Annotated in this window: 13 protein-coding genes; 5 read left to right on the top strand and 8 right to left on the bottom strand. The window is 73.8% G+C overall.

Annotated elements, in window-relative coordinates; genetic code table 11:
• The first annotated feature begins 187 nt into the window (after nt 1-187).
• On the top strand, nt 188-1,780 hold the full coding sequence (locus ACFWVP_RS18980; RefSeq protein WP_384498007.1) for an MFS transporter: 1,593 nt from the start codon (nt 188-190) through the stop codon (nt 1,778-1,780).
• An 81-nt stretch (nt 1,781-1,861) separates the two neighbouring features.
• Here ACFWVP_RS18980 and ACFWVP_RS18975 read toward each other — a convergent pair whose 3' ends face one another.
• A complete protein-coding gene (locus tag ACFWVP_RS18975; RefSeq protein WP_384498006.1) occupies nt 1,862-3,073 on the bottom strand; it encodes an MFS transporter in 1,212 nt (403 codons plus the stop codon).
• A 74-nt stretch (nt 3,074-3,147) separates the two neighbouring features.
• Between ACFWVP_RS18975 and ACFWVP_RS18970 the strand changes: the two genes are divergently transcribed.
• The 4 genes from ACFWVP_RS18970 to ACFWVP_RS18955 all read left to right on the top strand — a co-directional run bounded on the left by ACFWVP_RS18970 (nt 3,148) and on the right by ACFWVP_RS18955 (nt 7,498).
• Nucleotides 3,148-3,906: a DeoR/GlpR family DNA-binding transcription regulator gene (locus ACFWVP_RS18970; RefSeq protein WP_384498004.1), complete on the top strand. Its 759-nt coding sequence runs from the start codon at nt 3,148-3,150 to the stop codon at nt 3,904-3,906.
• Nucleotides 3,907-3,962: 56 nt separating this feature from the next.
• On the top strand, nt 3,963-4,214 hold the full coding sequence (locus ACFWVP_RS18965; RefSeq protein WP_384498002.1) for a hypothetical protein: 252 nt from the start codon (nt 3,963-3,965) through the stop codon (nt 4,212-4,214).
• Between the two features lie 284 nt (nt 4,215-4,498).
• Nucleotides 4,499-6,922 (top strand): GTPase-associated protein 1-related protein, encoded by a 2,424-nt coding sequence (locus tag ACFWVP_RS18960; RefSeq protein WP_384498000.1) that lies wholly within the window; start codon nt 4,499-4,501, stop codon nt 6,920-6,922.
• Nucleotides 6,923-7,171: 249 nt separating this feature from the next.
• The gene (locus ACFWVP_RS18955; RefSeq protein ID WP_384497999.1) at nt 7,172-7,498 is read left to right on the top strand and encodes a hypothetical protein; all 327 of its coding nucleotides are present in this window, start codon (nt 7,172-7,174) and stop codon (nt 7,496-7,498) included.
• A 67-nt stretch (nt 7,499-7,565) separates the two neighbouring features.
• On the opposite strand, the gene ACFWVP_RS18950 is transcribed toward ACFWVP_RS18955, so the two are convergent.
• The 7 genes from ACFWVP_RS18950 to ACFWVP_RS18920 all read right to left on the bottom strand — a co-directional run bounded on the left by ACFWVP_RS18950 (nt 7,566) and on the right by ACFWVP_RS18920 (nt 19,981).
• On the bottom strand, nt 7,566-8,450 hold the full coding sequence (locus ACFWVP_RS18950) for a peptidoglycan-binding protein (protein WP_384497998.1): 885 nt from the start codon (nt 8,448-8,450) through the stop codon (nt 7,566-7,568).
• 28 nt (nt 8,451-8,478) lie between these two features.
• On the bottom strand, nt 8,479-10,026 hold the full coding sequence (locus ACFWVP_RS18945; RefSeq protein ID WP_384497997.1) for a DUF6519 domain-containing protein: 1,548 nt from the start codon (nt 10,024-10,026) through the stop codon (nt 8,479-8,481).
• A 75-nt stretch (nt 10,027-10,101) separates the two neighbouring features.
• Entirely contained in the window at nt 10,102-12,267 is a 2,166-nt protein-coding gene (locus tag ACFWVP_RS18940; protein WP_384497995.1) for a hypothetical protein, read from the bottom strand.
• Nucleotides 12,268-12,289: 22 nt separating this feature from the next.
• Complete coding sequence (locus ACFWVP_RS18935; protein ID WP_384497994.1) at nt 12,290-16,105, bottom strand: putative baseplate assembly protein; 3,816 nt, start codon at nt 16,103-16,105, stop codon at nt 12,290-12,292.
• The gene (locus tag ACFWVP_RS18930) at nt 16,102-19,269 is read right to left on the bottom strand and encodes a putative baseplate assembly protein (RefSeq protein WP_384497992.1); all 3,168 of its coding nucleotides are present in this window, start codon (nt 19,267-19,269) and stop codon (nt 16,102-16,104) included. Before ACFWVP_RS18930 ends, ACFWVP_RS18935 begins: the two co-directional genes overlap by 4 nt.
• Nucleotides 19,266-19,643: a GPW/gp25 family protein gene (locus tag ACFWVP_RS18925; protein ID WP_384497990.1), complete on the bottom strand. Its 378-nt coding sequence runs from the start codon at nt 19,641-19,643 to the stop codon at nt 19,266-19,268. Before ACFWVP_RS18925 ends, ACFWVP_RS18930 begins: the two co-directional genes overlap by 4 nt.
• Nucleotides 19,640-19,981, bottom strand: coding sequence for a hypothetical protein (locus tag ACFWVP_RS18920; protein WP_384497988.1), 342 nt, complete (start codon nt 19,979-19,981; stop codon nt 19,640-19,642). Before ACFWVP_RS18920 ends, ACFWVP_RS18925 begins: the two co-directional genes overlap by 4 nt.
• Nucleotides 19,982-19,987 lie beyond the last annotated feature (6 nt).

Here is a 19,987-nt window from a genome sequence, read left to right as displayed (position 1 = left end):
CCACGCCGCGCCGGCCCCCCCACCCCCGCCGGCTCAAACCCCCGCGCGGGGGGGTCTGGGGCCGGGCGCCTCTTGCGACCCGGGCCCCCTGACCGCTGCCGGTTCACGTCCCCGCGGCCGGGCCCGCGCGCTGACGCGACGCGCCTGTTCCGCACCCCCGAAGTACGTACACAGACAAGGCGTTTCCATGTCCTCCACGACCGTGGACAAGTCCCCCCTGCCCTCGGAAGCTCCTCCGGACGCCCCGACGGGCAGGCGCGCGAACCCCTGGCTGACGCTGATCGCCGTCGCCATCGGCCTCTTCATGGTCAACCTCGACGGCTCGGTGGTCTCGATCGCCAACCCGGAGATCGGCCGGCAGCTGAACGCGTCCACCGCCGACCTGCAGTGGGTCACCAACTCGTACCTGATCGCGATGGCCGCGTTCCTGATCCTGGGCGGCAAGCTCGGCGACCGGGTCGGGCGGCGCACGTTCTATCTGATCGGCACCGCCGGATTCACCGTGGCGTCGGTCGCGATCGCCCTGTCCGGTTCGATCGAGGGCGTCATCACCTTCCGTGCCCTGCAGGGCCTCTTCGGGGCTCTGCTGATCCCGAACACTCTCGGTCTGCTGCGCGCGGTCTTCCCGCCGCGGAAGTTCGGCATGGCGGTGGGCCTGTGGGCCATGGTCGCGTCCTGCTCCACGGCGCTCGGTCCGATCGTCGGCGGGCTGCTCGTCGAACACGTCAACTGGGAGTCCGTCTTCCTGATCAACGCGCCGATCGGTGTGGTCGCGCTCGCCTTCAGCGCCTACGTCCTGCCGAAGAGCAAGGACTCCACCGGCCACCACCGCTTCGACGTACCCGGCGTGATCCTGCTCGCCGTCGGCCTGGTGTCGCTCGTCTTCGGCGTGGTCAAGGGCGAGACCTGGGGCTGGACGTCCGCCGGCACCCTGGGCGCGCTCGCCGGGGGCCTGGTCGTCCTGGCCGCCTTCTGCTGGTACGAGACGCGTGTCCGGCATCCGCTGCTGCCGATGCGGCTGTTCCGCAGTCCGGCCCTGACCATCGGCACGCTCGTCACCGCGATCAACTTCTTCGTGCTGCTCGGCGTCATCTTCTTCCTGATGATGTACCTGCAGAACGTGCGCGGTTTCACCCCCGTCGAGGCCGGTGTCCGCACCCTGCCGCTGAGCCTGGCCACGGTGGTCGCGTCCCCGCTCGGGGCCGCGCTGACCCAGCGCTACGGCCCGCGTCTGACCATGCCGCTCGGCATGCTCCTCCAGGCGGCGGCCTCGATCTGGATCCTCACCTGGGACGCGGACTCCTCGTACGCCGCCCTGTGGCCGCCGTTCCTCGCGATCGGTCTGGGCGTCGGCATGGTGATGTCCGCGTCCTCCGACGCGATCGTCGGCAACGCGCCGAAGAGGGACGGCGGCGTCGCGGGCGGTCTGCAGGCCACCTCCCTGCAGATCGGCGGCGCGCTCGGCACGTCCGTGCTGGTCTCCCTGATCAGCGGCAAGGTGGGCTCCACCTTCACCGGTGAGCTGACCTCGGCAGGCGTCCCGGCATCGACGGCGGCCCGTCTGGCGGAGGCCGAGGACGCGGTGGCGATGGGTGTCTCGCCGGTCTCCGGCGACATGCCCGCCCAGCTGAGGGCAGCCGTCGTCGAGGCCAGCGGCAACGCGTTCATGAACGGGGTGCACAGTGCGGTGATCGTCACCGCGGTCCTGTGTGTCGTGGGCGCGCTCCTGGCCGGGTTCGGCCTGCGGCGCGGCGCCGGACCGGTCGACGCCGGGCACTGAACCGCCCGGTGGTCCCCGGCCGCGACGCGTGGACCGGCGCGAAGGCGTCGGCCCACGCATCGCGGTACGCCCGGGGACGCTTCAGGCTTCCTGGGGCGTGGGCTCCTTGCCCGTCGCCCCGGCCGTCCTCGCGGAGTCGGACGTGAGGATCGGGGCCGTCAGGCAGGCGATGACGCAGAAGGCCACCGGCAGGAAGAAGGTGAGGTTCAGCGGCATGAAGTGGGTCATCGGCCCGATCACCGCGGGGCCCGCCAGGATGCCGATGTAGCCGAGGCCCGCCACGCGCGAGACGTTCGTGCCCGCGGCGGCCGGGTCGATGTGGCCCGCGGCGCTGAAGAGCTGCGGAATGGTGCCGGACAGGCCGATACCGAAGACCGTCCAGCCGATCAGGGCCACCGGGATCGTGGGCGACAGCGCGGCCAGGACGAGTCCGGCCGCCGCCGCTCCGGAGCCGTAGCGGAGGATCGCCACCGGGCCGAAGCGCGCGGCGACCCGGTCGGCTAGCAGGCGGCCGACGGTCATGGCGGTGGCGAAGGCGCCGTACGCGAAGGCCGCGGTCGACGGGGAGGCGTCGAGCACGTCCCTGAGGTGCAGGGCACTCCAGTCGTTGGCCACGCCTTCGGAGAGCATCAGCATGAGGGCGAGCGCCGCCATGATCCAGATGCGGCGGGGTACGGGACGCCGGGCGGACTTCGGACCGGCATCGCCCTCGGCACCGGTGCCGGCCGGGGCCGCCTCCGGGGGCATGAGCGCCGGCACGGTGGCCAGGGTGACGACGAGGCTGAGCGCGGCCATGGCGGTGAGCGTGACCGCGGGACTCCAGTCCCGGCCGAGGGTGAAGGCGCCGACGAGCGCCGCGAAGACCCCGCCGATGGAGAACATGGCGTGGAAGGCCGACATCACGGGCCGGCCGTAACCCCGTTCGACCTGCACCGCGTGGGCGTTCATCGCGACGTCCAGGCATCCGGTCGTACAGCCCAGCGCGAAGAGCGCGGCGCCCAGGGTCCAGGGGTTGGTGGCCAGGCCGGGCAGGACGAGGGCGGCACAGGACAGCGCGGAGCTGACCGGTACGACCTTGCGGGCGCCGAAGCGGTCACTGAGCGGGCCGATCAGCTGCATCCCCGCGAAGGCCCCGCCGCCCAGGAGCAGGAGGAGCCAGCCTAGGACGGCGTGGCTGATACCCACCCGCTGCTCGATGGTGGGGATGTGGACGATCCACATGCCCAGGACGAAGCCGCAGAGGGTGAAGTAGACGAAGGTGGCCAGTCGGCCGACCCGCAGAGATCTTTCCATGCGCGTCAACCTAACAAACAGATTTTCTGAGCGTAACTTTGTTTTACGCACACTCTTGGTGTTCACTCTGCCTCATGGCGAGCGCAGACCGACTGAAGCAGATCACGCACGCGGTCCTGGAGACGGGCCGCAGAACGGTCGCGGAACTGGCCGCGCTCACCGGTGCCTCGGAGATGACGATCCGGCGCGACCTGGAGACGCTGGCCGGTCAGGGAGTCCTGGAGCGGTACCGGGGCGGGGCGCGCAGCCTGGTACTGCGCGGCGAGGAGCCTCCTTTCGCCCTGCGGGCCCAGGAGGGACTTGAGACCAAGCGGCGCATCGCGGCCGAGGTGGCGTCGCTGATCACGGACGGCGAGTCGGTGGTCGTCGACAGCGGCACCACCTGCCTGGAGGTGGCACACGCCCTCGCCCACCGCCGGCTGACCGTGATGCCGCTGTCCCTGCACGCCGCCAACGCCCTGACCGGGGCGACCGGGGTGACCCTGCTGCTGCCCGGTGGCCGGCCGCGCCCCGGCGAACTCGCGCTGACCGGACCGCTGGCCGAAGCCTCCCTGGCGTCGCTGCGCTTCGACACCGCGGTGATCGGCTGCTGCGGACTGACGGCCGCCGACGGGCTGACCGCCTACGACCTGGAGGACACGGCGGTCAAGCGGGCCGCGATCGCGTCCTCCCGCCGCGTCGTCGCCGTGGCCGACGCCGCGAAGCTGTCCCGCACCGCCCTCGCCCTCGTCACCCCGGCCTCCGGGCTGCACACGGTCGTGACGGACACGGCGGCTCCCTCCGACGAGGTGGAGGCGCTGCGCGCGCTGGGTGTGGACGTACGGGTGGTGTGAGTGCCCGACGGGGTCCCCGGATGCGCGGGCGCGGGCTTCAGGTGTGCGGGCGTGGGATGGCCGAAGACCCGCAGCACCTCGGCCCGTCCCCGGAGTCGCCCCCCGGGCGGCGCGCCGCGTACGTACGCCCCGAGGTCCCGGCGGACGTGACGTCCCGCAGGTCCAGCGCCTCCAGGAAATCCGCCACCGGCCGGGCGACTCCGGGGACCGCCGGTGTGGCGTCCGGGCGCATCGGCCGGCGGTGGGCGCCCGGCGACAGCGCGGGCACGGCGTACCGGAAGCCGGAGCGCGGTTCGCCGACCACGTGACGCCGGAGCGAACCGTTCGCCGCGACGCCGTGCGGCAGCACCTCCACCTGCCCGTCGCCACCCGAGTCCTCCTACTCCACCACTCCCGCGGACAGCGGCACACCGGTCGTACCGCCGGCCTGGATGCGCGTCGCCGACCGGGCACGGCGGCACGGCTCGGGACGACAACGAGAGCGTGCGGCCCGGGCCTTGATAGCGTCGCCCGAGCGACTACGGACCGCTCCCTCGCGGAGCGGTGACCGCGGTGGGCCCGGACGGACGTGGCATGGAAAAAGGACCTACGCATGAGCCTCGCGCAGTTGCACTACACCTCCGGTACGCCCGGGGACGGGGAGCCCGGCGGCCGGTTCACCGCCGTCGACCCCGCGATACCCGGGCCGGTCCGCGCCGAGGCCGGACCGCTGCTGGCCTACGAGGCTCCGGCAGGCACTCCCGGGCGCCTCACCGACGCCGAACTCCGCGCGCTGCCCGTCGCGTTCAGCTTCACCGCGCTCTCCGACGGCAGCCATCTGCTCAGTCGTACGGTCGCCGCCGGTACGGGTGGCTTCCACGCGCACGCCGTCCATCTCCCGGCGGGCACGCCGCCGCCCGGGCAGGCGCTCCCGGTCGCCGCGTGGGGGGCCGCGGGGTGGCTCGCCACGACACCGGACCGCACGCTGCCCGACCCGCTGACCTCGCTGTCCGCGGCCTCCGGCCCCCGCGGCCTCTCGCGCGGTCTGTCCCGCGAAGGGCTGGGCGACTTCGCCGTGTCCCGCAGCCCGTGGCTGGCCGCCTTCCTGAGCGATCTGCGCAAGGTGAGTGAGGACCGGTCAGCACCGCCGGTCGTGCTCGTGGAACGGCAGAGCGCGGATGTGGCCCGGTGGGTCGCCCTGGCCACCGCCGTCCTGCCCCGGGAGCACGCCGAGCAACTGACCTTCACCACGTACACCCGGCATCCGGGGACCATGTCGCACCAGGTCCTGGGCGTCCTTCCGCAGGACGCGCCCGACGCGCGCGACCCCCGCTTCCGGGTGCACGCCGCCACGGGGCCGCGCCCCGCCGGGACGGTGGACGACGCCTGGGCGGGCACCGCCGCGCGCATCTGGCGCAGCCGGGCCCCGGAGCTGTTCCGGGACGCGGCCGAGCTGCCGGGCGAACCCTTCGCCGCCGGTCCGCTCGCCGTGACGGCACTGGGCGCGGGCATCGCGCTCGGGTCGAACGAGCGTGCCGCGGCGGCGGACTGGGCGGCAGACCGGCCGTACGCGCTGGACGAGAAGCGGACGCAGCAGCTGACCGAGGCGCTCACGGCGCCCGCCGACGACCGTACGCCCGCCGAATGCGCCGCGGCGCTGCGCCTGCTCACGGCGCTCGACGGCCGCTGCCCGGCCGCGGTCACGGCTCCGCTGGCCGCGCTGCTGGTGACGGAGGCGGTGCGGGGCGGCGACGTCACGCTCGAACCGCCCGCGCGTTCGGCGTTCGCCGAACCCGCCGGGGAGCGCGTGGCCGCGGCGCTGGTCGAGGAGCTCGGGGACGAACTGCTGGCCGAACTCGCCGCCGGAGTGCCCCGGGGTGTGGCCCGTACGGTGCAGGTGCTGCGGATCGTGCGGCTGCTCGACGTGGACTGCGAGCGGTTGCTGCCCGGGGTCGTGCACCGGCTGGCCCGTGCGCTGCTCGACGACCCTGAGGCCGGCGGGTGCCGCCCGCTGCTCGACCTGCTGGACGAGCAGTTCGACGTGCGTACGGCGCTGCTGGGCGAGCTGGACCGGCTCGCTCCGGACGACCCGGCGGGGACGGAGCGGCTGCTGACCCAGGTGGCGCTGCCGTTCACTGGGACGCAGGCGCTGCCGCATCTGCGGATGTGCGCGGAGGCGCCCGGTGCCAAGGCGCGCGGGGCGGACCGGGTGATGGTCCTGCACACGGTGCTGCGGGCCGCGGGCATGTCCCCGTTCGCCGAGCCGCTGGTGCTGCGCACGGCCGTGGGCCTGGTGTGGGGCGAGGACACCCCCACGGCGGGCGAGGCCCGTTCGCTGCTGGGCGAGACCACGTCCGACGCCCACCGGACGGCCGGCACCTGGGCCCGCCTGGTGGATGCCGCGCTCGGCGCCCCCTTCGACGACGGGGACGCCCCGGAACTCGCCCACGACCTGCTGCGCAGCTTCCCCCAGGAGATCGGCGCCCGGGTGCGCGCCTCCCTGCTGCTGCTGGACTTCGCCCGCGATGTGCGCTCCGGTGCGACGGAGCCCGGCTGGACGGAACGGGCCCGTTCCCTGCGCACCCTCGCCGAACCGGTCGAGCCCCTGGTTCTGGAACACGCCTACGGCGCCCTGGCCCGACGACTGCTCGCCCCCGACCGCCCCGAGGCGGAGCTGTACGCATTCGTGCACAGCAGCGACGAGGACCTGATCGCGGCGTACGGCCGGGTCGCCCAGCGTGAGGAGATCCTGACCCGGCTGCGGGACGAACCCTCGTACGCGGCGGACTGCTTCACCGTATGGACCGCCCACCCGCACGCGGGCGACGCCTGGACGAGGACCCGCACCACCCTGCTCGACGAGGTCCTGCGCCCCGCGGTACGCGCCCTGTCCCCGGAGGGTGTCACGGCGGTGGAGGCGGCCGTCGAACGCGGCGGAAGCAGCCGCACCCTCGACGCCTTCCGCACCTGGAACCGGCCGTCCCGCTCGATCGGACGCCTCGGCAAGCGGATCGTGGGGCGGGTGCGCCGGGGGTGATGACAGGGACCAGTTGCATGTGCGCACGGCGGCAACATCGACTCGGTCAGGCTTTCGCGCGGCCGGGCACGACCGCCCGGTCGCAGCGGAACCGTCGGGGGAACGAGTGAAGTTCGATGATGTCGTCAACGCGCCCGTCGGCAAGCTCAAGTCCGCCGCCGACGGCTGGTCGGACAAGCCCCGCTGCTGCCGACAGGCGACGAGGCCGCCCCGCGTTCGCGCCCGTTCGTGCTGGCCGGGAACCTGGACATGCCGAGCTGCACTGTCGATGGCCGGCCGTCGTTCCAGGCGACCGCCATCCGCCGGAGCTACGAGAAGTGGATCAACTGGAAGTCCCTCGTCGGGCCGGACCCGGACTCGGTCGGCGTGGGCGAGAAAGGCCTCGTCTGGGACAACGGGGCGGCCGCGTACATCGTCTGTCAGCCCTCGGAGGATGTGTCCGCTCCTGGCTCGTACATCGAGCTCCGCCTGACCACCTTCCGCTCGGAGGGCGACGAGCAGGAGGTTCGTAGCGTCCTGCCGCCTCTGCTGGAGGAGTTCGCCGCCTTCGCGCAGCGTGAGCTGAAGTGCGCATGACCCGTGACGCGACCCGCCCGGTGCACGGCGGCCCGTGTCCGCGAGGAGAGGGCCGCCGCATACCGGCTCAGACGTTGGGCACCTTGAGTCTGTCCCAGCTGGCCTTGCCCGGGGTGCCGTCCGCGCCGGTTCCCGAGTAGCCCAGCTTGCGCTGCCACGCGGCGTACGACTTGCGGTCCGCCTCGGACCAGTCCGGGCCGGGGCCGACCTCGTACTTTCCGCAGCCCTCGGCCACCAGTCTTCTCCCCATCGCCGTGATGACGGCGCTGCGCCGGCCGGCCCGGAAGAAGGCGGCTCCGGGGAACGGCTCGTACTTCGCCGGGGGTTTGGGGGCGGGCGGTTTCGTCGGGCCGTCCGGGTTGCCGGCGAGGCGTGTCCTGACCCTGCCGCGCATCGAGTCCATCGTGAAGCCGCGCGGGTCGATCTTCCCCGGCTGCCACTCCTTGTGGCCGATCACCGAGCGTTGGTTCCAGCCGTGGGCACGGCAGATCGCGGCGGCCGCCTTCTCGATGGCCTCCAGTTGGGCGGCCGGCCACGGGTCCTTGCCGTTGCCGAGGTTGACGCACTCGAAGCCGTAGAAGGAGCGGTTGCCGTCGGTGTTGGCCTCGTTGTCGGCGGGCAGTGACGTCTCGTTGATCACCGCGCGCAGGACGTCGTCGTCGCCGAGTCCGGCGTGGTTCGCCCGGCCGTGGCCGACCAGGTGGACCGAGCCGTCCTTGGCGATCACTCCGTGGCACAGCGGGCCCGGCAGGCTCGAATGGCCGTTGTAGCAGAGGTCCACGGAGCTCTGCGTGCCCGAGGTGACGGTGTGATGGATCATCACTCCGTGCACCGGGCCCCAGGGGCCCTTGTGGTTGCGGTTGTGTGTGCGCCAGCTCCGGTGCTCGACGACGTGCAGACCCTCGTCCCGCAGGGCCTTGAGCAGTCGGTCGGCGGACAGGGGTGTTGCCATCGTGGTGCTCCTTTACCCAGGTGGTGCGTCAGTTCTCGGGCTGTCCTTCGTCGTCCTGTCCCGACGTCCGGCCGTCCGGGCCGGCGGCCGCGCTTTCCGTAGCCTTCGCCTCCGCTTCGGCCTCCGCCTCCGCGGCGAGTGCCTGCGCGTCGGCCGCGGGGATGGCGGTGGCCAGGGGCGCGAACGTCATGCGCAGATCCGCGACCGACCCCTCCCCCAGCACCCAGGCCAGCGGTGCGTAGTGGACCCGGATGCCCTTCGGTGACCGCAGGAGCGGGCGGCGGGCGGCGTCCGTCGGCCACTCGACACCGCCCGTCGCGGTGCGGGCGGGGACGGTCCAGTAGTCACCGGACCGGTAGGTCCTGCCCGGCTCGAAGTAGACGAGTACGCCGTCCTCCAGCGGCAGCCAGCCGCCCTCCTCGATCCGGACCGCCCCGCCCCGCAGCTTCGCGGCGGCCTGCTTGGTACGGCCCGTACCGCCCGTGTGCCGGGATCCGGACCGCTGGTCCCAGCGCCGCAGGAACGGGTGGAGTTCCGGGCGTCGCCCGACCGAGGGGTGCGGCTCGTCGGAGAGGCGTACGCGCCGCCCCGGCAGGTCGATCTCCTCGACCCGCAGCAGCGGCAGCGGTTCGCCCCTGCTGGTGTAACCGGTGTCCACGAACTCCACCTGGTCACCGACGTCCAGACCGAGCTTGTCGTCGTTGCCGAGCGATGCCAACTCGACCCAGGTCCCGTCGAGTCCGTCCACCGGGAGTGCCACGGAGCCGTTCTCCCGGGACCACTTGAAGGTGGCGTCCTTCGCCTGGCCGCCCTGGTGGATCTCCACGCGGTACATCTGGTTCTCCGGGCCCCGGTAGCGGGCGTCCGGCTCCACCAGGCAGGGGGCGTCGTCCGCGTGCTCGGGCCGCTCGGCGCGTGCCGCCATCCGGGCGGTGGGCGCCTGTGCGGCCGTCCACCGCGCGAACGCCTCGCGGACCTGGTCCTTCGTCGCCCCGTCCTCGATCTCCAACTGCGCGCCGGGCAGCGACAGCACCTGCCAGACGGTCTTGATCCGGGCCGCCGTGTCGGGCATGGCCGGTCCGAGCGCCACCTCGCGCAGCATCGGGTCCTCGGCCGCGGTCACCGAGCGCTCCCACACCTTGAGGCAGGCGAGGTACGGGAACTGGGTGGGCAGCCGGTCGCCGGGGCGCTCCGGGTCCCGGTGGCCGTCCGGCTGGTCCCAGTAGGTCCAGGTCGCCGGGGTCTCCGTGTCGTCGGCGGCGTCCTCACCGGCCGGTGCGCCGGGTTCCGGGCGGGTCGCGTCCAGCAGGATCCCGTCGACGTAGTAGCGGCCGGCGCCCAGCGAGAGGTCGTCCAGCTCCCGGCTGCCGCCCAGGAACCCCACCTCGAATCCGGTCGCGCCGAGCGGGCCGCCGTGCCGCCCGATCAGGTCGGCGGTGGTGGTCCGGGCCCGGTGCAGCTGGATCGCGGCCTGTTCGTTGGCGTCGGCGTCCAGCTGGACCCGGCCCTGCTGGGCGAGGACCGCCGCGTAGTGCCGGTCCGGCCGGAAGGTGTCGCGGGAGAGATCTGCGTGCATGGAAGGGGTCCCCCTCGGAGGTACGTCGGTCGGAAGAGATCGGGGCGGGCGGGGTCGGCTCAGGACTGGGGGCGGTCAGGTCACGGTGTGGATCCCGGCGTCCGTTCCCGCCGGGGTGTACTCGGCGAGCCGGGCCCGCAGGCTGTCCTCGCGCTGCGGTTCGTACAACTGGTGGAAGACCCCCATCTCGGAGCCGTCGTCGGCGCCCCGCCGGATCTGCCACGGTCCGCCGTCGGCGAGCCGCCCGTACGCCGGGGTGCCGTACCGCTCGCTGGTGAACAGCGGGCGCACCTGCCCGGCCAGGTCGGCGCCCACGAGGTCCGGCTGGCAGCGGTGGCGGCGCGGGGTGCGGGAGCCGGGCGGTACGTAGGAGTGGCGCAGGCGGCCGATGCCGCGCCGGGCAACCCGCAGCTGCCCCGTGAAGACGCTGTTCTCGGCGATCAGCACGGCGTGGGTGTGGATCTCACCGATGACCGTGGTGCGGTGCGCGTGCAGCACGGCGTGCGCGTGGCGGCAGTCCGGGGCGGACAGGGCCGGCAGGTCGTGGCCGGTGGCGTCCAGGATGCTGTCGCGGATGTGGATCGGCAGCGGATCGGTGCTCACCTCGTCGCCGATCACCTCGATGGTGCCGAGGATGCTGCGGTCGATGGACACGCAGGCGGTGGTCCGGTCCAGGACCAGGCTCGGTTCCTCGGGCGAGTGCGGCTCGCAGTCCGTCTCCAGCGACCAGCCCGGCACGAGCGTGCAGTGGCGCAGCACGACCGCGCCGACGGGTCCGCTGACATGGAGCCCGCGTCCGGTTACCAGCAGTCCGTCCAGGACGATCCGCGGCGCGTCGCCCTTGCCCCGCGGGTCGTCCTGCGCCCGGATGTTGAGCGCGTCGGGGCGGTTGCTGTACCAGTCGAGCAGCCGGATCACCGGGCGGCAGCCCTCGGCCGCCCGCAGCTCCAGCCGGTCGCCGCGGCCGAGGTCGAAGTCGAGCTGCTCCTGGTAGGCGCCGCTGTGTGTGATCTCGATGATGCCCTCGGCACCGCAGTGCCCGGACCGCCGGTCGGTGCGCCACTGCTCGTACGCGTCCATGATCCGCTGATGGGCCTGGCGGGGGCCCACACGGTAGATCCGGGCGGCGGGTGAGGTGACGCGCTCACGCGGGTACTCGCCGCCGCCGGTGTCGTCGCCGAAGGCGTGGTGGTAGGTGACCCGGACCCCCTGCCGGGGTGCGGAGCGGGACCCGAAGGCGATCCGGCCCAGCACCGGGTCGACGGCCACCTGGCCGAGCTCGGGGCGGTAGCGCCAGCCGGTCAGGTCGGCCACGACGATGTCCGACAGCGGCACGGGCTCACCCTGCCCGTCACGCCAGATGGTGAAGCTCTTGCCGGGACCGTAGTGGTCGGCGAGCCGGTCCGTGAGCTGCCGCCTGCCGATGGACGCGGGCACGTGGTCGACGGTCGCGATGTGTGTGGCGGAGGGTTCGGGCACGGGACGGGTGACCAGCGCGGTGTCGTTGCCCAGGATCGAGAACGTGTACAGGCTCCGGGCCCGGTCGACGCAGTACGCCGGTGCCCGGCTCACCCGGTGGGGCTTGAGCCGCCACACGAACAGGCCCACCCCGGCCGGGGAATGACCGCCCCGCCGCCGCGGCGACGCGGCCCTGCGTACGTCGACGGAGCGGGCCAGCTCGTCGAACGGGCCGCCCGCCAGGTCGAGCCGGGCACCGTCGCGTACGTCGGCCGTCCTGCCGCGCGACCTCCTGCGTACGTCGCCGGCCGCCGCCCCCGTCCCGTACAGCCTGACCGGCTGTGCGTGGGAGACCAGCCGGGAGAACTCCACGGCCCTGGCCGGCCATCCGGCGACCTCCTGGGCCAGCTCCTCCAGCAGGGCGAGGGTGCCCTTGCGTCGACGGTTCGCGACCGTGGCCGCGACGTCGCGGCGCGGGGCGAGCGCCTCGGCCAGCCGGGAACGGGCCTCTTCGTCGCCCGGGTCGCCGAGTCCGGCCGTCAGGACCCGCTCGTACCCGGGCAGCGGACGGTAGCCCACGAGGTCGCCGAGGTAGGGCAGCACCCAGGGCGCCGCCGTCTCCACGAACAGGTCCTCGTAGCTCTGGTCGACGCCGTCGCGCACCCGGTCGACCTGTTCGGCGATGACCGCGAGCAGGGCCCGCAGCGGCTCCCCGCCCTCCTCGTCCCGCAACCGGTGCCATTGCGGGAGCAGCTCCGCGAGCCCGTCGGGTTCCCTGCTCATGCGGCGCTCCCTTGCTGGGTGTTCATGCCGTGACCTCCGTGAGAGTCAGCGTGTCGGGGACGTCCGGTGACAGCAGGGCGAGCTGTGCGGGCCGGATGCCGCGGAAGACGCACACAGCGCGGCCCTTCGCCAGGCGCCGGGTGCCGGTGATGTCCGGGTTGAGGCGCAGCAGTCCGGTGAGGGTGATGCCGTACCGGGCGGCGACCGAGGTGAGCGTCTCGCCGTCCTGTGCGGTGACCCGGTGCACGTCCTCGTCGTACGTGGCGAGCCGTGCCGGGACGGTGGTCCGCGGTTCGGCGAGCCTGTCCGCGAGGCCGGGCAGACCGTCGGCGGTGAGGGTGGCCGGTACTCCGCCGAATACGTCCACGTCCACGTGGTCGACACCGGGTACGGAGTGCGCCGTCGCGAGTACGTCCGACAGGTGTGCGGGGCTGCCCAGCTCGCGCCGGGAGCTGCCGAACCGGGTCAGCAGGGCCCGGCGCAGGTGTGGTTCGACGAGCTGCCAGCTGTGGTCGGGGGCCACCTTCACCTTCGCCGCGAGGACGAGCAGCAGCAGTTCGCGTACCTGCACGCGTACGGGCAGCCGGGAGTCGCCGTACCGGGCGAGCGAGGAGCGCAGTGCGGTGAGCACGTCGGAGTCCTCGGCGATCGGGATGTCGTGGACCCCGGAGACGGTGACGTGCAGCGTCCGCCGCCTGCCGTCGAAGAGTTCGCGGGCCGCCGCCCGTCCGATCCCGGCGCGGGAGCGGGCGAAGTCCTCGTAGTCGGCGACGGACACGAGCCGGTCGAGGGCGGACACGGCGAGCGGGATCGCGGTGCGGGTCCGGCCGGGACCGTCCGCGTCGGCGCCGCCCGTCGCGGGCTGGGGATTGGTGACCCCGGTGACGCCCAGCGGACGCGTCACGGCCTGGGTGATGCGGTCGGCCCGGACGTTGGCGGCCCGGCCGGTGCCGAAGCGGTAGCGGGCCCGGACGTTCTCGTGGCCGGTGGGCAGCCGGGCGCCGTGCACCCCGTCGCCGAACGTCACCGTCGTCCGGCCGCCCGCGTCTCCGCAGACGTAGACCCGCTCGCGCGGGCCGCGCCCGGCGAGGCTGTCGACCCGGTGCCAGAGCAGCCCGTCGACGCGCACGTCGAGGGCCGGGGTCGCGCCCGGCGGGTTGTCGGCCGGCAGCCAGGTCAGCGGTGCCTGCCAGAGCGCGAACGTCTGGTTGGCGAGGTCCGCGTCCCCGTTGCCGATCGCCTCCTCCCGGCTCTCACCGTGTCCGGCCGCGACGACGTTGCCGCGTACACGTACGGTGGCGCGCCGGTAGCGGTGGACGAGGTCCGTCGTCAGGGTCAGCCGCGTGTGGACGTGGTCGCCGGGCAGCAGCGGGTCGAGCACCTGCTCGACACCGGCGACCGTCACCAGTTCGGTGGCCGGGGCGGCGGGTACGTCGGTGCGTTCCCCGGACACGATCAGCCGCCGTCCCGGGCGCAGCCCGTCGTACAGCTCGGCCAGTTCCAGTTCGTTGCCGTGGACGTCCTCGGCGAGGGGTTCGTCGGCGAGCCGCAGGGCCTGCCCGCCGGCGTGCACGGTGGTGTCGCGGATGGTGGAGAGCAGTACGTCGTGCTCGTCGAGCCAGGGGTCGGCCAGGGTCAGCTCCGTGCCCCGGCCGGTGATGCCGAAGTCGGTGTACACGGCGGTGCGCAGGGAGGTGACCCTGGTGGTGACGAACCTGAGCACGGGGTCACCCGGGATGCCGTCGGGTCCTTGGGCGCCCTTGCGGGGGCGCTCGATCGCGACCCAGCTGCCGACCGTGACCGAGTCCTGCACCGAGTCCAGGGCGATCACCCGCCGGTTCGCGGGCTCCGGCACCGTGGCGATGCCGATCACCACGTTCGCGGGTTCGCTGCCGACCGTGTAGCGCACGGTCAGTTCGTGGCCGCCGTGCCTGATCTGCTCGTGGTCGCCGGGCGCGAGGTGCCAGCTCCTCGGCTCGCCGTTGCGCACGGCGACGTGGACACGGCCGTCGTCGGCGGGCCGGGACACGAACAGTGTCCGCTCGGGCAGGCCGTCCAGCAGCTGGGCGGTGACGCCGGGCTCCTGCGAGTCGGTTGGGCGCCTGTTCGGCCGGCCCGGATCGTGGTCCTGGGCGGTCCGGGTCATGACCGCGACCCGGCCGGGCCCGAGGTCGAACGTCGCCTGCGACGGCAGGTTCTCCGAGTGCTGGACGGACGAACCCGTCTCGGTGTGCTGGAATTCCGCACGCACCGGAACCCTGCCCGCCGTGTCGAACACGACGCGCATCGTCGTGAGGGCGGAGCCGGTCAGCGGCCAGTCCGCCTGCCTGATCACCCGGCCCCGCTCGTCCTGCACCGGTCTCAGCGGGGCCATCGCCCCGAACGGGGCGGCCGTCACCCGCATCGCCTGCACCTCGTGCAGGAGCGAAGGCGCGGTGGGGGCGGACCGCCGCCACGCCGGGTAGAGCCCGTCGGCGATCCGCGGGTCGAGCGCCGCCAGGAGCCGTGCGCCCAGGTCGGAGCCGGGGGCCCCGGGGGTCGTACCGGCGTGCGCCGGTGCCGGCCTCTTGCGGGACGGGCGCACGACCTCGCTACGGAGTGCGGGGAGCACCGCGCCGAGCGCCCGCAGCGCCGCGGACGCCGGTGCGGCGGCGGTGCGGGGCGTGCCGTGTGCGCCGGCGGCCCGGGGCGTGCCGTGTGCGCCGGTGTGCGGGGTCTCGGGAGCCGGCCGGGAGGGCTCCAGGTCGGCCGCCTGCGCGATCACCTCGCCGGTCATCGCCTCCAACTCCGCGAACCAGGCGGCGACATCGAGGTGCGCACGGGCGACGACCTGCGCCTCGGCCAGCCGCTCGTGGGGTTCCGCCAGCCGTGCCGCGAGAGCGGCCGGTGAGGTGAGGGTGTCCAGGTCGGCCCTCAGCGGGGCGAGGACCTGGGCGTCGAAGTCGGCGATGAAGCGGCTGACCGGCCGGGGGTTGGGGTTGTCGGGCGTGGGTTCGCCGTCCTCGACGGCCCGCTCGTCCTCGGTGATCCACTCGCGGAGCAGCTCCCGCAGTGCGCCCAGGGACGGCGGGGCGGACTGCTGGAGCCCGATCCCCGTCACGTCGTCCTCGCGGTCCACCCGGAGCCGGGCGACGGTGCGCAGCAGCCGCTGCCCGGGAGTGCCTGCGCCGTCCTGGCCCTTGAGGACGAACAGCAGCCGGTCCCCGGTCCGCAGGCCGGTCGTGGTGCCCGCCACCTGGATCTCGGAGCGCCGGCTCAGGTCCCGCTCGGTCAGCAGCGCGGGCCTGCGCCGGCGCACGACGAGCTCGTTCCACGAGGCGCGGGCGGTGAGGTCCGCCTCCGTCTCGAAGACCTGCGACTCCTCTTCGGAGGTGAGCGGAACGCTGTTGCTGCGCGCCCCTCGCGGGACGACCACCTCCACGTCCACGCCCCGCGGGTCCCTGTCCAGGGTGTACGCGAGATGGGTGCCGGCGGTGATGCCCGGCCCCGGGCGGTGTCCCACCAGCCGCCCGAGCAGCGCCAGCGAGCGGTGCTCGTTCGCGGTGCGTAGGTACGCCTCGTCCATCATCCGTTCGGAGTGGAACGTCAGCAGGTCGCCGACGACGGCCCAGGAGTCCAGCAGTCCGATCGCCGGATCGTCCGGGGTCCGCACCGTCAGCCCGCGCAGCGCCGGGTACGCCGGGGAGGCGAGCCGGTCCACCATGGCCGCCAGGAACGATCCGTAGTCCCCGACCCGGTAGTCGAGCGCGGTGCGCCCCGGCGGGTTGTACAGGGCCTCGGGGGCTCTGCTTTCGTCGTGTCCACCGCAGCCGCAGCCGCAGTTGCCCGCGCCGCTCATCGGGTGCCTCCGGCGATCTCGATGGTGAGCCGCCCGTTGTCCGGGCGGTCCGGGTCGTTGTCGCAGCGTGCGACCTCCAGCGCGCCGAGCCGCAGCAGGCCCGTCTCCGGAGCCGTACCGTTCCCGTCGGCGTCGTCGAAGAGGCGGCGCAACCGGGTCACCGTCACGCTCTCCACCCCCCGCACTCCGGCCGCGGCGGCCACCAGCCGGCTGAGCCGCACCGGTCCGCCGAACACCAGGGCGTCGGGATGGAAGAAGCCGAGCCGCCCGTCGTGCAGCCGGCCGCTGCCCAGCAGCCGGTACAGCTCGGCCAGGATCTGTCCGTGCTGGTGCCCGGGGGCCGCGCACACCGACAGGGCGATGTCCAGCGGTACGCCGCTCGCGGGGCCGACCACCAGGTCGTGTCCGATCCGCCGGTAGCGCTCCAGCGCGTATGCCACCGAGTCGAGCAGCTCGGGCTCCGGATCGCCGGTCCCCGGTGTGTCGACGGCGACATGCGCCTCCTGCACGCTGCCCGTCCAGCGGATCTCCGCCGCCGCCCGCCGGACCCCGGGAAGTGCGGAGGCCAGGGCCGCGTAGTCCTCGGCGGTCACCGCACGCCGCACGGTGCGCCTCAGGTCGAGCGGGGCCAGCTGCCTGACCTGTTCGAGCGGTTCGGGTTCCGTCCCGCCGACCGCCGGCAGCGGATTGCGTACCCCGGCGACGGGAAGCGGCACCCCGGCGTCCTCGGTGTCCCGCCCGCGCCGCAGCACCAGGTGGTTGACGGCCTCCGCGCCCACGTTGCCCGCCGTGCCGCCGCCGAGCCGGTAGTGCAGCTCCAGCCGGGCTCCCGGCCGGGGCCGGGCGCCGTGCCGCCCGTCGCCGAAGCGCAGCGCGATCCGCCCGTCGTCCTCCAGTTCACCGACGAAGTGCCGGTCGCGGTGACCGGCCGCGAGCAGGTCCCGGCGCGCGGTCCACACCGCGTCGCCGTCCACGGCCGTCACCGCGGGCAGCGCGGCCCGCGGGTCCTGGACGAGAGCGGCGGCGGGCCCCCGCAGCACGGGCTCGTCCGGACGCAGTCCGGCCGCGTGGCCGGGGCCCCAGCTCTGGGTGATCTCCCAGGCGATGCCGGCGTCGAGCACCGTGCCCGCCCGGGCCCGGGCCGTCAGCACCTGGAGCCTGCGCAGCTTCGGGGCCAGCAGCCGGTCGGCGCGGTGCAGCAGTTCACGCAGCGCGCGTACGGGGTGGAGGTGCAGCTCCAGATGTTCCAGGGCCCGCAGCCCGAAGAGCACGGTCAGCTCGTCGATCTCCGCCTCGGTCAGCCCGTCGCGGTCACGGGCGCTGCGCCACAGCTCCACCAGCCGCTCGCGGACCCGCCCGGGGACGGCGGCCAGCCGGTCGGCCTGCCCGGCCGCCACGTGCCCGGGGAGCGGGAAGGGCGTCGCCTGGACGACGGGGGAGCGCTGGAGCACCGGCCGGAAGCGGGGCCTGATGCCCGGGTAGGTCACCTGCGCGAGGAGCGTCGCCAGGGCCTCGGCCTGCTCGTACGCCGTACCGGGGACGACCTTCTCGCGCCGTCGCCCCGCGAGCTCCAGGCCGATCCCGGCGCGTGTCACCTGGTCGTCGCCGATCCGCTCGGACAGTTCCCGCACCTGTTCGGCGGTGAGCAGCCGTCCGTGCCGCGTCTGTTCCAGGCGTTCGCCCAGGAGACGGGCTGCCGCGTTGCCCCTGTCGACGTCCTCGCAGCCCAAGCCGGGCGGTTCGCAGGAGCCGGGGACCGCGGGTTCCGGGGGTACGGTCACCGTCTCCGCGGGTGCCCCGCCGAACGTCAGTGATCTGCCGTGGTCGACGAGGACCACATTGCCCCGGGCGACGCTCACGTCCGCGACCGGCGCGCAGTCGGGTCCGCCGCGCGTCGACAGGCACACGGGGAGGGCGAGCGCGTCCTGGAGGGCCCAGGTGACCTCCAGGACCGGCTGGTCGGCCAGCCGGTCCACGCCCGGGGTGACCGAGGTCAGCCGTACGGCCTGCCGGTGTGCGGGATCCGCGTCGCCCGGCGTGCCCGAACGCGCCCCGCGCACCTCCTCGAACAGCAGCAGATCGCCGGGCGCCAGGGCCAGCGACCGCGTCGTGCACGTCTTGTCGGTCCACCCGTCCCGCAGCGTCGCGGACGTCGCGCCCTTCGGCAGGGCGCACACCTCCTCGCCCCAGGTCCAGAGACGGATCGTGTTGTGCGCCGGGCGCAGTTCGGCCGGTTCGGTGTCCACCACCGGTTCGAACACCTCGACCGCGCCGCGCTCGGCCAGCACCGCCAGGTCGCGGTCCTCGACGACGGTGCCGGTCTCGGGCGCGCGGAGTCCCGGCGTACGGACGTCGATCGCGGCGAAGCGGAACGTGCCCGGCGACAGCGTCAGCCGTCTCGTCACCTCGACGGTGACCAGGGCCCGCGCGTTGCACCCGTCGTGCATCGGATAGTCGATCAGCCGTACGTGCCGGCGCACCGACACCCGCCTGCGGGCGGTGTCGAGATACGCCTCCGTGGCGACCGCGTCCTGCTGGTAGCTGATCCGGTCGGCGGTGTGCGCCAGCAGTTCGACGAGGGTGACACCGAGGTCGGCGGGGTTGCGCTCCACCCAGTCGGGCGTGGTCAGCGCGAGCCGGTCCAGCAGGAGCCGGCGCACGGAGTCGAAGTCGCGCGCCGTGTAGTCGATGACGGGTGCCTCGGCCCGGGGGCCGGGGTCGCGGCCCGCCGTGCCGTCCACACGGTCGAAGGGTGTGGGGCAGTCCGGCCGGAAGTCGAACTCCGCCCGGAAGTACCGCTGGTCGAAGCCGGGGAACGGTTCGGTGCCCGGCCTGCCGTACGGATCGGCCTCCACCACCGACAGCCGGTAGCGCGAGGTGTCGCCGGTACGGTCGACCGTCACGAGCAGCCGGTCGTCGAGCTCCGGGTCCTCCTCCCGCTCCACGGTCACCTCGACCGCCTCGACGCCGGTGACGCGACGGCCGCCGTCGACGCGGATGTTCTCCGGGCACAGCCCGTGCGGGGCCTTGCCGAGGAACGTCACCGTGAGGGTCAGCCCGTCGTCGCCCACCTCCACCGCGTCCACGCCGTGGAGCCGCGCCGCGCGCACCTTGCCGCGCCTGCCGTCCGTCCGGCAGGCCACCTCCCTGTCCGTGCCGCTCATGCGGGTCCGCTCCCTTCGAAGACCTCGTCGCGCCGGCTCCCGGTGGAGCGCACCACGTAGCGCAGGTAGACCCGGACGGCGTTCTCCTCGCTCACCACGTCCAGGGATTCCACGTCGATCAGCTCGCCCAGCCAGCGCTGCAGCGAGGCCTGCACGGAGAGCTCCAGCGCCGAGGCCAGCTCCGGGCTGTTCGGCGTGAACACCAGATCCAGCAGGCCGCAGCCGAAGTCGGGCCGCATCAGCCGTTCACCGGGGCTGGTGAACAGCAGCTGCTCGACCAGGTCCCGCACGTGTTCGTCGTACGGGGCGTGCGCCGTCCGGCCGCGCCGGTCGCCGCGGAACGGGAACGCCAGGTCACCGCGTACGGTCCTCATCGGCAGGTCGCCCCCCGCCGGGCCGCGTTCACGACCGGTGGCCCCTGCGGCACGAGCGCGGCGCCGAAGCACTGTGCCTCGGTGGTGTGCAGCAGGACGGGTACGCCGTCGACGCGCACACCGTCCGCGTGCGGGCTCCACCGGACGGTGGCGCACGGGTGTGGCACCCCGTCGACGGTGTGCGGGCACCCGGTCACCACGAAGGTGTCGGAGGCGGTGTGCACGGGCAGTCCGTCCAGGCGCACGGCCGCGTGCGCGGAGGCGGCGGAGGCCCGGCCGCCGTGCGGGCAGTGGAGGCTCGCGGCGGCGTTGACGATGGTCCCTTGGCTGATGGACAAGTCTTC

It is taken from the genome of Streptomyces sp. NPDC058637 (assembly GCF_042717325.1).
In the GTDB taxonomy this organism is placed as follows: Bacteria; Actinomycetota; Actinomycetes; order Streptomycetales; family Streptomycetaceae; genus Streptomyces.
The sequence above is the reverse complement of the archived record's forward strand: the minus strand, read 5'-3'. Positions and strand labels throughout refer to the sequence as shown.

What these genes read in the sequence shown, in the direction of transcription:
- ACFWVP_RS18980 (WP_384498007.1), top strand. Translation starts at nt 188, where the DNA reads ATGTCCTCCACGACCGTGGACAAGTCCCCCCTGCCCTCGGAAGCTCCT.
- ACFWVP_RS18975 (WP_384498006.1), bottom strand. Translation starts at nt 3,073, where the DNA reads ATGGAAAGATCTCTGCGGGTCGGCCGACTGGCCACCTTCGTCTACTTC.
- ACFWVP_RS18970 (WP_384498004.1), top strand. Translation starts at nt 3,148, where the DNA reads ATGGCGAGCGCAGACCGACTGAAGCAGATCACGCACGCGGTCCTGGAG.
- ACFWVP_RS18965 (WP_384498002.1), top strand. Translation starts at nt 3,963, where the DNA reads ATGGCCGAAGACCCGCAGCACCTCGGCCCGTCCCCGGAGTCGCCCCCC.
- ACFWVP_RS18960 (WP_384498000.1), top strand. Translation starts at nt 4,499, where the DNA reads ATGAGCCTCGCGCAGTTGCACTACACCTCCGGTACGCCCGGGGACGGG.
- ACFWVP_RS18955 (WP_384497999.1), top strand. Translation starts at nt 7,172, where the DNA reads ATGCCGAGCTGCACTGTCGATGGCCGGCCGTCGTTCCAGGCGACCGCC.
- ACFWVP_RS18950 (WP_384497998.1), bottom strand. Translation starts at nt 8,450, where the DNA reads ATGGCAACACCCCTGTCCGCCGACCGACTGCTCAAGGCCCTGCGGGAC.
- ACFWVP_RS18945 (WP_384497997.1), bottom strand. Translation starts at nt 10,026, where the DNA reads ATGCACGCAGATCTCTCCCGCGACACCTTCCGGCCGGACCGGCACTAC.
- ACFWVP_RS18940 (WP_384497995.1), bottom strand. Translation starts at nt 12,267, where the DNA reads ATGAGCAGGGAACCCGACGGGCTCGCGGAGCTGCTCCCGCAATGGCAC.
- ACFWVP_RS18935 (WP_384497994.1), bottom strand. Translation starts at nt 16,105, where the DNA reads ATGAGCGGCGCGGGCAACTGCGGCTGCGGCTGCGGTGGACACGACGAA.
- ACFWVP_RS18930 (WP_384497992.1), bottom strand. Translation starts at nt 19,269, where the DNA reads ATGAGCGGCACGGACAGGGAGGTGGCCTGCCGGACGGACGGCAGGCGC.
- ACFWVP_RS18925 (WP_384497990.1), bottom strand. Translation starts at nt 19,643, where the DNA reads ATGAGGACCGTACGCGGTGACCTGGCGTTCCCGTTCCGCGGCGACCGG.